The organism is Acinetobacter sp. IK23, assembly GCF_035615275.1.
Classification (GTDB): Bacteria; Pseudomonadota; Gammaproteobacteria; order Pseudomonadales; family Moraxellaceae; genus Acinetobacter; species Acinetobacter seifertii.
On sequence record NZ_JANBNX010000001.1, the window covers coordinates 303,873 to 318,129 of the forward strand.

General features: G+C 37.9%; 13 protein-coding genes. 9 read left to right on the forward strand and 4 right to left on the reverse strand.

The genetic code is table 11. The features are described 5' to 3' along the window. Positions 1 to 33: 33 nt before the first annotated feature. The 5 genes from MSG95_RS01560 to MSG95_RS01580 are packed head-to-tail and all read left to right on the forward strand — an operon-like array spanning position 34 to position 5,635. Positions 34 to 774, forward strand: coding sequence for a hypothetical protein (locus MSG95_RS01560; RefSeq protein ID WP_004700036.1), 741 nt, complete (start codon positions 34 to 36; stop codon positions 772 to 774). After that, positions 774 to 1,670 carry a hypothetical protein gene (locus tag MSG95_RS01565; protein WP_004700034.1) on the forward strand — a complete coding sequence of 299 codons (897 nt, stop codon included), beginning with the start codon at positions 774 to 776 and terminating at the stop codon, positions 1,668 to 1,670. The genes MSG95_RS01560 and MSG95_RS01565 overlap by 1 nt, the downstream gene beginning before the upstream one ends. After that, entirely contained in the window at positions 1,657 to 2,907 is a 1,251-nt protein-coding gene (locus MSG95_RS01570; protein WP_004700031.1) for a glycosyltransferase family 2 protein, read from the forward strand. The genes MSG95_RS01565 and MSG95_RS01570 overlap by 14 nt, the downstream gene beginning before the upstream one ends. Further along, positions 2,908 to 4,752, forward strand: coding sequence for a hypothetical protein (locus tag MSG95_RS01575; RefSeq protein ID WP_151819343.1), 1,845 nt, complete (start codon positions 2,908 to 2,910; stop codon positions 4,750 to 4,752). Continuing rightward, positions 4,730 to 5,635 carry a hypothetical protein gene (locus MSG95_RS01580; protein ID WP_324624753.1) on the forward strand — a complete coding sequence of 302 codons (906 nt, stop codon included), beginning with the start codon at positions 4,730 to 4,732 and terminating at the stop codon, positions 5,633 to 5,635. Before MSG95_RS01575 ends, MSG95_RS01580 begins: the two co-directional genes overlap by 23 nt. Before the next feature lie 7 nt (positions 5,636 to 5,642). Here the strand turns inward: MSG95_RS01580 and wecB are convergent, their stop codons facing one another. After that, positions 5,643 to 6,794 (reverse strand): non-hydrolyzing UDP-N-acetylglucosamine 2-epimerase, encoded by a 1,152-nt coding sequence (gene wecB / locus MSG95_RS01585; protein WP_420713557.1) that lies wholly within the window; start codon positions 6,792 to 6,794, stop codon positions 5,643 to 5,645. Beyond that, positions 6,781 to 7,998, reverse strand: coding sequence for a tetratricopeptide repeat protein (locus MSG95_RS01590; RefSeq protein WP_004700020.1), 1,218 nt, complete (start codon positions 7,996 to 7,998; stop codon positions 6,781 to 6,783). Before MSG95_RS01590 ends, wecB begins: the two co-directional genes overlap by 14 nt. A gap of 250 nt (positions 7,999 to 8,248) precedes the next feature. Between MSG95_RS01590 and MSG95_RS01595 the strand changes: the two genes are divergently transcribed. Further along, positions 8,249 to 8,950 carry a VIT1/CCC1 transporter family protein gene (locus MSG95_RS01595; RefSeq protein WP_004700019.1) on the forward strand — a complete coding sequence of 234 codons (702 nt, stop codon included), beginning with the start codon at positions 8,249 to 8,251 and terminating at the stop codon, positions 8,948 to 8,950. A gap of 111 nt (positions 8,951 to 9,061) precedes the next feature. Further along, positions 9,062 to 10,108, forward strand: a complete 1,047-nt coding sequence (locus tag MSG95_RS01600) for an NAD(P)H-dependent flavin oxidoreductase (protein ID WP_004700017.1) — start codon at positions 9,062 to 9,064, stop codon at positions 10,106 to 10,108. A 42-nt stretch (positions 10,109 to 10,150) separates the two neighbouring features. Here MSG95_RS01600 and dusB read toward each other — a convergent pair whose 3' ends face one another. Further along, positions 10,151 to 11,176, reverse strand: a complete 1,026-nt coding sequence (gene dusB / locus MSG95_RS01605; protein WP_004700016.1) for a tRNA dihydrouridine synthase DusB — start codon at positions 11,174 to 11,176, stop codon at positions 10,151 to 10,153. 82 nt (positions 11,177 to 11,258) lie between these two features. On the opposite strand from dusB, the gene MSG95_RS01610 reads away from it, so the two are divergent. Next, positions 11,259 to 12,464: a DUF1615 domain-containing protein gene (locus MSG95_RS01610; RefSeq protein WP_004700015.1), complete on the forward strand. Its 1,206-nt coding sequence runs from the start codon at positions 11,259 to 11,261 to the stop codon at positions 12,462 to 12,464. Further along, complete coding sequence (locus MSG95_RS01615) at positions 12,434 to 13,090, forward strand: HAD-IB family hydrolase (RefSeq protein WP_004700012.1); 657 nt, start codon at positions 12,434 to 12,436, stop codon at positions 13,088 to 13,090. Before MSG95_RS01610 ends, MSG95_RS01615 begins: the two co-directional genes overlap by 31 nt. 25 nt (positions 13,091 to 13,115) lie before the next feature. On the opposite strand, the gene proB is transcribed toward MSG95_RS01615, so the two are convergent. Further along, positions 13,116 to 14,249 (reverse strand): glutamate 5-kinase, encoded by a 1,134-nt coding sequence (gene proB, locus MSG95_RS01620; protein WP_004700011.1) that lies wholly within the window; start codon positions 14,247 to 14,249, stop codon positions 13,116 to 13,118. Between the last annotated feature and the right edge of the window lie 8 nt (positions 14,250 to 14,257).

Sequence of the window (14,257 nt, forward strand, 5' to 3'; positions counted from 1 at the left end):
AATTAACATTACAAAAAAGGTAGCATAAACCATATGCAACAAAAGAACCCAGGTAGAACACTCGTCTTATGGATTATTGCAGCTCATCTATTTATGGGAATGATTGCATACGAGTGGCTGCCTGTAAGCTTTAGAGGAAGCTGGATTTTTATTCTAATTCTTTTAGTTTCTGGTGCTTTTTTAGAAGTTGGTTTATCACTAATTGTGGGTTTACTCGCTTTTATTGGCGTATCTGTTTATTTTCTCCTTGACCTTGGAGCACAAACGCATATTGAACGTCAGCTTCTTTTACTTTTTATTATTCCTCTTATTCCAGTTTTTTTAAGTGCCGTACGCCATAATATTGAAACTAACGTTCAGAAATATCGCGATATTCAAAGCTATGACCGAAATTATCGTCGGGATATTTTTCCATTAAGCGCTTTAAAATATTTTCAACATAGTTTTTTTAGATTGCTTGATCATCATCATGTGCAAGATTATGAAGTCTTCGTGATTAGAATTCTTAATCGTAGTCTAATCAAAGAAATGCTAGGAGATGATGTTTGGAAAACCACTCAAAATGAAATGATTACGATTTTGAGCCAACATCAACCGAATGAAATTGTTTTCCAATTTGCTGATGATGATTTAGAGAACATATACAGCATTGTCATTCGTCAGCAAAAAACTGACGAAGAGCCTGACTTTATTAAAAAGTTAAGAGAAATTATGACACTGCGTCTTGAGGTTGAATATAAAGTTATTGTTATTCCACCTGAGGAGATGAACTAATGTCTACTCTTCTTAATATTTGTGGAATTGTGATCGCATCGAGCCAATATCCTGACGCCACTTTACAACAGTTTTATCGGCAATATTATCATTGTGAAATTAAAGCTGAACAAATAAAAACTGAAGTACAAACTCCAGAAGATCTTTCGATGTTCTTCCCTTATCAAGATACGTGGTGGCCTGTATTTACTCTTGACCAGATCAGTTCTGAAAGTTTTCAAAAGTTTATTCATAATGGAGTTCGACCCGGCATTATATTGCCAGATGAGGTTTTTGGTTTCCCCCACTATTTCTTGTTAAAAGAAGCAGTAAGCCAAGGTGCTATTCCTATAGTACTATTTAAAACTGAACAACCTCAGTATTTTGCTGCGAAGGCAACATTTTCAACAGCAATTGGTTTACGGCCAATGGCTGCGTTTGTGAGTACAGGATGGGATGAAAATTTAATTTCACAGCCAGCGGGTAGTTATATTATTCCATTAAATTCAGAAAATTTACCGATACCATCCAGAGAAATTAAACAAGGTAAACATTTATTTTATTCGGCCAAGAACTTTAACGGCCATGTTTCAGGTTACGAAATTATCATTAACCCTCCAGCCGACTTGCCTCTTTCCAATATTCGTTATCCGCAACTCGGTATTTCGTGGAAATTTAATAATATTAATTATGTAAGTACACCTGAACATGTCAGTACAAATCTTATCGGTTATATATTTATTGGTTTAAGTGTAGTCGTTGTTCCTCTAGATCTGATTTTAACAACAACTTATCCAGATCTTCTCGGTACATTTGGTAGTTATATTTCATGGATCTCCTTAGTAGTAGGATTAATTCTATTATTGCTACTCATCTCTTCTATTATTAGGAGGGTCCGTACAAATGGCTCCAATTGATATTCTGTTTTTATTTGGCTTTTTAGGTATTTGGATTCCACAAGCATTTTGGGCGTGGCTAAGCTATCAAGCGTGGAAATATTCAAAAACAGCTGAAAAAGAACTACAAAATCTACCTATCCCCGAGAGATGGCCGGTCTTAAGCGTTTTAATTCCCGCCTATAACGAAGGCGTAGTGATTGAAGATACTTTACATGCAATTGCTCAACAAGATTATCCAGCCGAAGCTTATGAAGTTCTACTGATTAATGATGGATCTAAAGATAACACGCTTGAAATCGCAGAAAGCCTCGCAAAAATTTATCCATGCATAAAAATTGTTAATGTTCCAAAAGGTATGGGGGGCAAAGGGAAATCAAGAACCCTCAATAACGGGCTTCCTCATGCTAAAGGTGAGTTAATTGTTGTTTATGATGCCGATAGTACTCCTGAACCCGATTGCGTTCGATTACTCGCACAAACACTACTTGCAGATAAAAAACTAGTCGCTGTAAATGGCAAAGTAAGAACCCGTAACTGGCAAGATAGTATTTTGACGCGCTTTATTGCGATTGAGTTCATCTTTTTCCAATGGATCTTTCAAGGTGGACGTTGGCAACGTTTTGAGTTATCAACATTGATGGGCACTAACTACGTCATCTGGCGCGATGCCTTAGAAACCTTAGGCGGTTTTGACGAAAAGTCGCTAGTGGATGACACAGAAATGAGTTTCCGAATTTTTATCGGACAAAAACGAATTAAATGGGTTCCTTATGCAATTGGTTGGCAGCAAGATCCACCTTCGTTAAGCGTATTCGTTAAACAGCGTTCACGTTGGACTCAAGGTAATTTTTATGTGACACGTAAATATTTACCAGTAGCGCTCAGAACACCATTCCCTATCGGAATTGAAATTCTGAATAACATCATGTGCTATATCCTTTTCGTACCAGCTCTGTTCTGGAGTCATATTACGTTAACGCTTGGTTTACTTGATATTGCAGGTATTTCAGTTCCAGGGCCATTTACGCTCTTGTGGGGCCTTTCATTTTGCCTATATGTAGCACAAATGTGGTTTACGCTTTCTCTAGAAAAGGTTAAACCAGAGCTCTATTTTTACTCAGTTTTATCTTATGTAAGTTATTCACAAATATTCTTATTTATTGTATTTAAAGCCGCATTCGACATGCTAAAAAATAAAATACAAGGTAATTCACTTCAGTGGTACAAAACAGAACGTAGCAAGGAGAAAAAATAAATGAAAAAGACTTTCAAACTTTATCCACTCATACAAGCACTCCTTGCTAGCAGTTGCCTTATGTTAGCTGTGCCAGCCCATACCACTACATGGACTTTAGACGATATTAGTACATCAACTAAATATACCGTTGAGCCTCACTTTTTCTATATTGGAAAAGGTGCAGAGTGGCAGAACATTCAATTTTCCAGTGACTATTCCACTGAAAGTGACACAACATTACTCGTAAAATATGACGATAAGCTCATCTATAACACCACCTTAAATGGGAGTGGACAATTTAAATTTGATATTCCAGCCAGCAAGACTGGTTTCCATCGTTTAGATTTTATTATTCAGCAATATTCTAAACCAACCTCTTTAAATCAAGCCAAAGATACATTCTGTACAGAAGATATAGATCATTTGACATATTTAAGTAATTCTCAACTCGACTTTACATCTCTTCGAAATGTTTATCGCTTAAAAGATTTACCTGATGCTTTGTTTAACCCCCAAGCGAAAAGACCTACTCCTTTTGTCGGTATCTTAAAATATAACCGCAAGGAGATTACCGAAGCCTCTATGCTTGCCCGACTAGCAACTTCTTGGAGCTCTGTCACTCCTATTGAATGGATCGATTCTGGACAAACCAATTTAAACCCTGAAACCAAGTTTGTTATTGAAATAATAAAATCGACACCTCCACTTAAAAATGGAGCCTTTGTACAAATTTCAAAACCGACAGATGGTGCTCCTACCCTCTCTATCACTTATCACACGCCACAAGAACTTACTGCTGCTATTAATGGATTAATTAATCCAGCTTATGTACAGCAGCTTGATACAGGCAGTGCAATTTTCCCAACTACAATTTCAGCACCTGCTTGGGCTCAATTCAAGAAAATTGATACGCTTGCAGACTTAGGTATTGAAGATTTCCGCTTAAATCACGCTGAAAAAAACTTGTTTCTCGATTTTCCAGCAGTATGGCAGCCTACTGACATCCTACAAGGACAAATTGCCCTTCGTATTCAAAGCGGCCTATTACAGGGTTCAAACATTACGGCATGGCTCGATGGTGGTCTTGCAGGTAGTATGAAAACGGCAGATCTTGCCTCTGACCCAGTTAATCGACAATTCAACATTTTCGCGAAATCTATTTCTAATACAACCAACTTTAGCTTGAAGCTTGAAAACTCGGTCATTGCCAACTCTCAATGTCTGCCCACTGCTCATGGTTCACTTTGGGTCGATACAGCCAAATCGACTGTCAAGCTTCCACACAAACTTAAAAACGGGGTGGCAGCCCTTTCCATGACATTAGCAACCAAACCAACGATTGCAATTGATGATCAATCTGGTGCATTAAATATTGCGATCACATTAGGGCAAGTCGCTAAAAAAATGCTACTTACTGATGCTCCAATGCCACTGAATTTAGTACGTTTTTCTCCAAATGCTCCACAAGCAGTTAATGTGATTGTGAATAAACAGATTTATCAACAACAAGTCTCAATGCATCAAAACATTATTTATGCGCCAGCAGCAGCAAACGGTTTTATTGTGAGTTATAACAATAACCGCTTTGATGTCATTACTGACTCTGAAAAAGGTGCACAAACCTTCATGCATCTATGGGGAACCATTCAACATAAAATTCCAAATAATGTGACCAAAATGTTGGTTTCAGAAAACGGCAATATCTATGTTCTCCAAAAATTAATTGTAGGTAATCAAAAAGCTCCATTAGTTCAGCAGTCTTCATTCTTTTTACTGGTTGTGATTATCTCTGCAATTATGATAATAGTGATCTTCTTGTGGTATTGGTTACGACGTAATAATGAGAAAACAGATACCAATTAAAATAACTGCTTTTATTATTTTAATTATATGTAGTGTAGTGGCTTATGCGGGGTTGTTCAAAAATCATGGACACCCCCCAGTGATCGAAGGAATTTTTTGGCAACCAGATAACAATACCACTCCTCCAAAAGGAAACTGGCATTATTTAGGAGTTAACACTTTTGTTCCCCAATGGTCAGTCGTTGAATCTAAATCGTGGTGGACAAACTCCAACCTCCCACAATGGGAAAAAGCCATTGATATACAGAAAATTAAGCAACAACCTTGGGCTAAAAATCTCATATTAGGTTTAGCTGGTGAATATAATGAACCAGCAGCACGTGCAAATGTTGTTGCTTTAGGAGAAAAATCTGCACAAATTATTCAAGAACAAAATGATGCATCTTTAAAAGGTTACTATTTTCCAGTTGAAGCTGATCCAACTTGGTTAAGGGTAAGCACACTAGGTCATGTTCTAGAAAAACTGCCAGCACCTATTTGGGTGAGCATTTATAGTGGTGAAAGAGAACCTGAAAATTATAATTTATGGGTTAAAAGTTGGCTACCTAGCCAAGCTGGTGTCTTTTTCCAAGATGGTGTAGGTGTCGGTGTAAGAACCCCTCAACAAGCCAGACGTATTTTAGACCAACTTGAACAAAGTCTTGGAAAAGATAAAACTGTTATTGTGCTAGAAGCATTTCGTACCAAAAAAAATGGACAATTTCGAGCAGCCTATCCTTGGGAAATTATTTCTCAGATTAAAGCGTATGAAGGCAAAACAATTTATATTTTTGATGGTCCCCACTATATGGGACGCTGGTCGGTTTATATCGTCGGTTTATGGTATCGCCTGACTTATGGCAGCATTCCTGCCACCATAAGTGAATCAGAAAATTCAAAATAAATACTTTTTATTCAGAAGTTCTGGCAATTTCATCTAATATTCGCTGGGCAGCACACCCATCACCAAACGGATTTTCAACATTTGCCATTTTTTGGTAATGCTGCGAATCTGTTAAAAGTTTTTCAGCCTCATCAATAATTTTTTGCTGATTTGTTCCAACAAGTACTCCTGCGCCCACCTCTACTACTTCAGGTCGTTCAGTAGTGTCTCGTAAAATTAATACAGGCTTATTAAACGAAGGGCTTTCCTCTTGTAAACCACCAGAGTCCGTTAAAATGAAGATAGAACGGTTTATGACGGCTAATAAACTTGGATAATCAAGTGGTTTAACCAAGTGAATTTGAGCATGATTTTTAAACTTATCATGCACTACATCATGTACAGCTGGGTTTAAATGCACAGGCCAAATAAAATGTAAATCAGGATGATGATTAGCTAAATATTCAACTGCATTACAAATATTTTGAATTCCCTCACCAAAATTTTCACGGCGGTGAGCGGTAATAAGTACGACTTTATCGTTTTGTTTTAACTCAATTCCGTAAGGTTCGAGCTGATTTTTTAAACCAGCTTTTTCAGAAATTAATTTTCTGCCTAAATATACAGCATCGACTACCGTATTGCCTGTCACTGTAATTAACGAAGGCTTGATTTGCTCATTAAGTAGATTTCTTTTTGATTGTTCAGTCGGAGCAAAATGCCATTTAGTAATACGTGAAACTAACTGACGGTTACCTTCCTCAGGGAAAGGATGATCTAAATCATAAGAACGTAAACCTGCCTCTACATGGGCAACAGGGATTTTCATTGAAAATGCGACTAATCCAGCAGCTAATACAGTGGTAGTATCACCCTGAATGACTATCGCATCTCTTTTTTGACCATCGGTGTAAACATGCTCTAGTTGAGCCAAACCATGAATTAATAGCTGATTTAAGCTTTGCCCTGCATTCATAATTTTAAGTCGGTGGTCAATTTCAACCCCAAAGAAATCTATAGCATCTCGCACTAATTCATCATGCTGGCCCGTGAAAATAACTTCAACCTGAAATCGCGAGTCTTGTTTTGCTAATAAAATTACCGGAGCTAGCTTTATTAGCTCTGGACGAGTACCAAATACAATTGAAATAATTTTTTTTTCATTATTAGAAGTCCTTATAAAAAACAAGTTCTACACGAGTATTGTTGTAATGATCTTTTGTATTAACAGGCACGTCTTTAAAATAGTTGCCATATAAACGTTCAACACGAAGTTTTATCGGTTGATAATTAAAAGGTTGCCATGAAATACCTGGCCCATATTCAAATAAATTATTGTAATACTCATTTTTACTGTCTGCTAAGCCATGCAATTTCACATAAGCCTGCACAGTTCCATTATCTCCTTTATATAAGTTTAAACCTGTGCGTAAGCGCAAATCTCCAATAACGTTATAGTCTTCTCTTGAATAAGTCGCGACATTGCCATAGAGGTCAGTAAAGTAATTATCTAAACAAAGTGTATGATTACAGTTAGATTGGGAATACCACTCTTGATAACCTGTTACCCCTCCAACTACACTTTCACGAAATTTTTTTCGATTTCGATCAATCAAGTCATAACTTCCGCCAACTTCGACATAAGCTCGAACAGGAATAGAAGTCCATGGTTGATAATTTGCACCTACCCCAAGAGTAACTGCATTTTCATCAATAATTTCAGGTCGTACTCCACCTTGAGATTTAGTATCACGGTTTAAATTAAGAAAACCGTAGACTTGAGTACGACCATTGTCGATGTTTTTACCGTACCGAACTTTTAAAGGAAAAATAACATCGTCATAACGTGACTCATAAGAGGGTGCAAAATAGATATCCCCAAAATATGGCTTAACCTCACCTCCACTTAAATTTTTAACCGCTTGAGTTGCCTTCGCAGCAATTGCTGGATCTGAAGATGAAGTTAGTTCTTTAAATAAAACCAGTGCATCACGATTTTTTTTTTGTTGATTCAGCAAATATGCTTCTTGTAATTTTAAAGTGTCGTCTTGAGGAGCTAAAGCTCTTGCTTGTCTTAAACTTTGTAAAGCCTCATCTCTTTTTTCGAGCCGAATTTGTAAATAAGTAAGGCTTTTCCAGACTTTAATATCTGTAGGGGTCAGCTTACTCAGCTCAACTAATATTTTTTCTGCTTCTTGAGGTTGAGACTGCTCTATTTTATAGAATCTGTCCCATTTATCATAAATGAGATTTCCAGGTTTATATTCAGAGGTAACTGGGTCTTGTGCATAAACAGAACACACACTTACTACCGTTGAAGAAATGACTACTCCCATAAGTAATATCGAATGCGTTATAGAGTTTATTGTTTTGCTATTTCTCATTATCACCTCTACAGTAAATTAGAGTTATTAAGGGTAATTTGTTAGAATGATCAATAAATATCATAATTTAAAATAATGAGTTACATCGTTAAGTTAGGTTAAGGATGATTTAATATAAATAGTTTAGTCTCCATTTTTATTATTGATCTATTCTTTAGTATCCCTAAATTCCCTATAATGATGACATATTTTTTGATCAATAATTTGTAAAATTTCATAGCATCTATAAAACATTTATAAGGCAAAACACATGGCTTTTCCACATCATACAGAGCATCATGCAATTCACCGTTCAGGTTGGTTAAGAGCTTCAGTATTAGGAGCCAATGATGGAATTATTTCTGTCACTAGTTTAATTATGGGTATGGCTGCAAGTGGAGCTAACTCACATACTTTATTAATTACATGCATTGCTGGACTAATTTCTGGGGCTACATCAATGGCTGCCGGAGAATATATTTCTGTAAAATCTCAAGAAGATATTGAAAAAGCAGATTTAGCGATTGAAGCAAAAGAACTCTCAAAGCACCCTCAAAAAGAGTTAGATGAGCTAACTCAAATTTATATTTCTAGAGGCCTATCTAAAGAATTGGCTCAAGAAGTTGCTTTGCAGCTAACCACTCATGATGCATTGGGTGCACATGCTCGGGATGAAATCGGCATTCATGAAAATACCGCAGCCAATCCTGTACAAGCTGCATTATCATCTGCCGCATCATTTTCTTTTGGGGCTTTTTTCCCCATGCTGGCTATATTACTCAGCCCGAATCAATGGATTATACCTGCTGTCCTAGCCACAGGAATTCTTTCATTAGCGATTTTAGGTGCACTTTCAAGTTACTTTGCTGGTACATCTAAACTTAAAGGCAGTTTACGTATTACCTTATGGGGAATTTTAGCAATGGCTTTTTCAAGCTGGATTGGTTCTTTATTTAATGTCACGCCATTATAAGAAGATCTTTTAAATAGTGTTCTAGAATATTTAAAAATTAAATAGCCAATATTATTTGCTCTTCATTCTATTTTCACGTTATGGTGAAGTGAAAGAAATGAGGTGAATAAAATGAGCCTATTACAACAACTTGCAATTAAACATCCAATTTTTCTGGCTCCCATGGCAGGCGTTTCTACACCAGAACTAGCAGCCGAGGTTTCAAATCAAGGAGGCCTTGGATCATTAGGCTTGGGAGCAAATACTCCACAAAGTGCACGTGAACAAATTTTAAAAACTCAAGCACTCACCGAAAACTCATTTCAGGTTAATTTTTTCTGTCATCAATCTACAGAACTTAACCTAGAAAAAGCAAAACAATGGATTGAATATTTACGTCCTCATTTCGAAAAATTTGGTGTTCAACCTCCTCAAGAGTTGCACTGTATTTATCCAAGTTTTTTAGACAATGATGACTTTTTAAATGTTGTTTTAGAAACTAAACCTAAAGCGGTGAGCTTCCATTTTGGTATTCCGCATCCGCATCAAATTAAAGCTTTGAAAGAAGCTGGTATTTTGACTATGGTTTCGGCCACCAACCTGATTGAAGCGCAAGCGATTGAAGCAGCAGGTATCGATATCATCATTGCTCAAGGTATTGAAGCAGGTGGACATCGAGGAATTTTCAACCAGACTTTTGATGCAGCGATTAAAACCAGTGACTTGGTCCAATTGATTGTGAAGCATTGTAAGCTTCCTGTTGTAGCTGCGGGTGGCATTATGACTGGCTTGCAGGCCAAACATATGTTGGGTTTAGGAGCAACCGCAGTCCAGTTAGGTACAGCATTCGTTCAATGCCAAACTTCAAATGCTTCTGCTGAATATCGCAAAGCATTATTTACTGAACCTGTAACGCAAATTAGTGCAAGCCTTTCTGGGCGTCCAGCTCGCGGTTTATTAAACCATTGGCATACCAAAATTGATTCACCTACTCGACCCCTCCAACCTGAATACCCTTATGCTTATGATTTAGCAAAGCAACTCAATGCTCTTGCGAGCAAACACCATGACTATGGTTTTGGTGCTTTTTGGGCAGGAAGTAATGTTGCACAAATACGTGAATTAGGCGCTTCTGATCTGGTCAATCAACTGGTTGTTGAAATGTTAGATAATGAATAAATAAAGATTTTAAGCAACCAGTCGTGTACTGGTTGCTTTATTTTAGTGAGTAGCTAATAAATTAACTTGTTCAACCTGAACATCGCTCATCAAATTACCTTCTGCAAGCAATTGATTAAAATAACTTTCGACCACTAATGCTTGTTCAGCAGTAGTTTCAACTTTATACATATTTTGACGGAACTCGTTACTCGAACGTAAGCCTTTGGTATACCAAGCAATATGCTTACGAGCAATACGACATCCTGAATATTCACCATAAAATTGATATAACTCAGACAAATGTCCTAAAAGTACATCTTTGACTTCTTCAATATTTGGAGCAGCCAAATGCTCACCAGTTTTTAAATAATGAGCAATTTCACGGAAAATCCATGGACGACCTTGTGCGGCCCGTCCAATCATAATTGCATCGGCACCAGTATAGTCCAGTACATATTTTGCTTTCTCAGGACTATCAATGTCACCATTGGCAATTACTGGAATATTGATTAACTCTTTAACATGTTTAATTAATTCATAACGTGCTGTATTTAAATACATGTCTTCACGAGTACGGCCATGCAATGCTAACGCGGCAATCCCCGCCTCTTCAGCACGTTTAGCCACGCGTAAAATATTTTCTTCGCCATTTAAAAATCCCAAACGGGTTTTTAAAGTCACCGGAACATCAACAGCTTCAACAACAGCATCTAGTATTCGAGCTACCAAGTCCTCATCTTGCAATAATGCTGAACCTGCTAATTTATTGCATACTTTTTTTGCAGGACATCCCATATTGATATCAACAATTTGTGCCCCATTTGCAACTTGATAACGAGCAGCCTCAGCTAACTGTTCTGGGTCAGAACCCGCGATTTGCGCAGAGATAGGAGCCAATTCTCCATCAAAATTCGCACGATAAAGACTTTTTTTAGTCATTCGCAAAGTTTTGTCGGCAGTCATCATTTCACTCACTGCATGACCCGCACCAAAATACTTGCACAGTGTTCTAAATGGACGGTCAGTTACACCAGCCATAGGAGCAACAATTAAATTATTTGACAGTTGATAGGGACCAATATACATATATATTCATACAATTCATGATCAACATAGTATACTTCATCCGCTTGATCAGCTCATCTTTTTTGCAGGTGCTTTCCTCGCCATGAACAAACCGTTGTCTTCCCGTTTTTTATTAAAATCATTCGGTGTAGTCACCGTATGCATGAGTTTAGCTGCTTGTGGAGATAAAGCCTGGTGGTCAAAAAATGATGAGCCCGATTTAGAAAGCCAGCAAATTAAAAAGTTAATTCCATCGCGCGTGCATGATCGTGAGTCATGGGCCAAAGATATTGAAGATATTATGCAGGAATTAAAAATTCCTAAAACCAAGCAAAATGTCTGCAGTATTGTTGCAATTGTAGATCAGGAATCTAACTTTGTTGCCAATCCTGTGGTACCAGGCCTAGGCAAAAAAGCAGTTGATGAAGTCAGTACCCGTTTAAATGAAAAGTTTGAAGACAAACTTGGTGAGAAAGTTGGCGGTACTGTCGCAGGCTACTTCGAAGAAGTATTAAAAACCCAGCCTTCCCCTGACAACAACTATATGAGTCAGATGCGTAAAGTCAAAACTGAAAAAGATCTCGACTTACTTTATCGTCAAATTTTTGATTTTATGACTCAACATTATCATGTCAGTGCATTAACTGGTGCAGCTAAATTGGTCGGACAAGATATTGGCGAGAAAATGAACCCTATTACGACTTTGGGTTCAATGCAAGTTCACATTAATTATGCCAAAGCCCATAAGCGTTCTAGCATGAATATTGCAGACCTTAGAAATGATCTTTATACGCAATATGGCGGTCTATATTATGGTATTCACCGCTTGATGGTATATCCAGCAGACTATGATAAGGCGATTTACCGTTTTGCCGATTATAACTCAGGTATGTACTCTAGCCGTAATGCTGCTTTTCAAAGCATGCTCGATGCCCTTACTGATACTAAACTTACTTTAGATGGTGATTTATTACTTTACAATAAATCTGGTGATCCACTCGCAGTTCAGAGTCAGTCAGAAAAAGAGTTAATGAAATTATTTACTGCAAATAATGTTTTAATTACCCCAAGGCAACTTCGCGATGATCTGAAGTTAGAAAAAGAGAAAAAGTTTGAAAGTACAACAACTTATATTGCATTAACTAAACTTTATAAGGCTAAAACTGGCAAAGAACCGATCTATGCCATGATGCCTCAAGTGGTCATTTCTGGGCCTAAATTAAGTCGTGACTATAATACTAACTGGTATGCAACCCGCGTAAACGGACGATATGAATCATGTATGCAACGAGCGAAACGAATAAGATAATAAAAAACCTCGCCCTGTTCGATTTTGATGGAACCTTGTGCACTAAAGACAGTTTTACAGGGTTCATCTTTTATGCATTATCAAAGCGCCACATTGTGAAGCAAGGCTTGAAAATCCTGCCATGGATTCAAGCCTATTATCTTAATTTTTATCCCGCCCATGCGATGAGAGCTAAACTTTTTCGCAGTATGTTTAGCAATACTCCAGCCATTGAACTGCAAAGGTTAGGCGAAGAATATGCGCAAGAGCTTGTATCGACGCTTTCACCTGAAATCTTCGCACAGTTACAACAACATCAGTTACTTGGTGATCAAGTAGTCTTGGTTTCAGCTTCAATTGATATCTATCTTGCTCCACTTTGCAAATTACTTGATATCGAATTAATTTGTACCGAAACTCAAATTAAAAATGGCATGATGACGGGCTACTATTCAACACCAGATTGTAGTAATGAACAAAAGAAGTTAAGAATACATGAACAATATTCTTTGCAGGATTATTATCAAATTTATGCCTATGGGAATACTTCAGAAGATTTAGATATGCTGAGCCTTGCCACCCATCCTTTTATGGTTGGTGAAGATCGAATCTTGCCGTCATTAACACCACAAAAAAAGCTCGCATAAAGCGAGCTCTTTAATTGATCACAACTTAATAAATTGCCATATGGTCACGATGGATCATTTCAAGCGAACGGGCTTCTCCAAGTACTTGGTAAACCTTATCTGAAGAAAGGCCTTTAATAATTTCAGCTGAACGAGAACTAAAGTTTACTCGTCCAACCGCAATACGTTTGCCTTGTTTATCCACACATTCAACCACATCACCACGATCAAAGTGACCTTCAACAGTTTTGACCCCAACAGGGAGTAAACTACGGTGTTTCAATTTAATCGCTTCAACCGCACCATCATCAATCACCAAACGACCTGCTGTTTGCAAATGCGCAGCAAGCCACTGTTGATGTGCTGTCATACGGTCTTTATCAGTCGTGAATAACGTACCTAACATTTCGCCAGCCATTACTCGTGACAATACATTGTCACTTTCACCACTAGCAATCAGTGTTGGACAACCTGACTTGGCAGCTAGACGTGCGGCACGAACTTTAGTGACCATGCCACCTCGTCCAAGAAGCCCACCACCGCCAGCCATTTCAAATAAGACATCGTCCATGGCACGCACAGTTGATAACAACTTTGCATCAGGGTTATGGCGTGGGTCTGAGTCAAACATGCCTTGCTGATCTGTTAAAATGATCAGTAAATCAGCATGTACTTGACCAGCAACCATTGCTGCTAAGGTATCGTTATCACCAAAACGGATCTCGTCAGTAGAGACTGTGTCGTTTTCATTGATAACCGGAATAACACGCCAGTCAATCAAGTTCTGCAACGCATCGCATGAGTTCAAATAACGACGGCGATCTGCCAAATCATCATGTGTTAGTAACACTTGCGCTGTTCGAATACTATGATTTTCAAGCACGCTAGACCACGTATGAATTAGGCCCATTTGCCCAATTGCGGCACATGCTTGTAAACTGGGTAGATCGGTGGGTCGACTCGCAAGCTTCATACGAACCATACCTTCTGCTACAGCTCCTGAAGACACTAAAATAATTTCGTGTCCAGCATTGTGTAAATCTGCAATCTGTTTCGCCCAATGCGAAATAGCTTCCAGATCTAGCCCCTGCCCATTTGCTGTGAGTAAAGATGATCCGATTTTAACAACGATTCGTTTACACTCACTGAGCTTACGTTGCCCATCGACCACTTCTATCATGTTTTCCT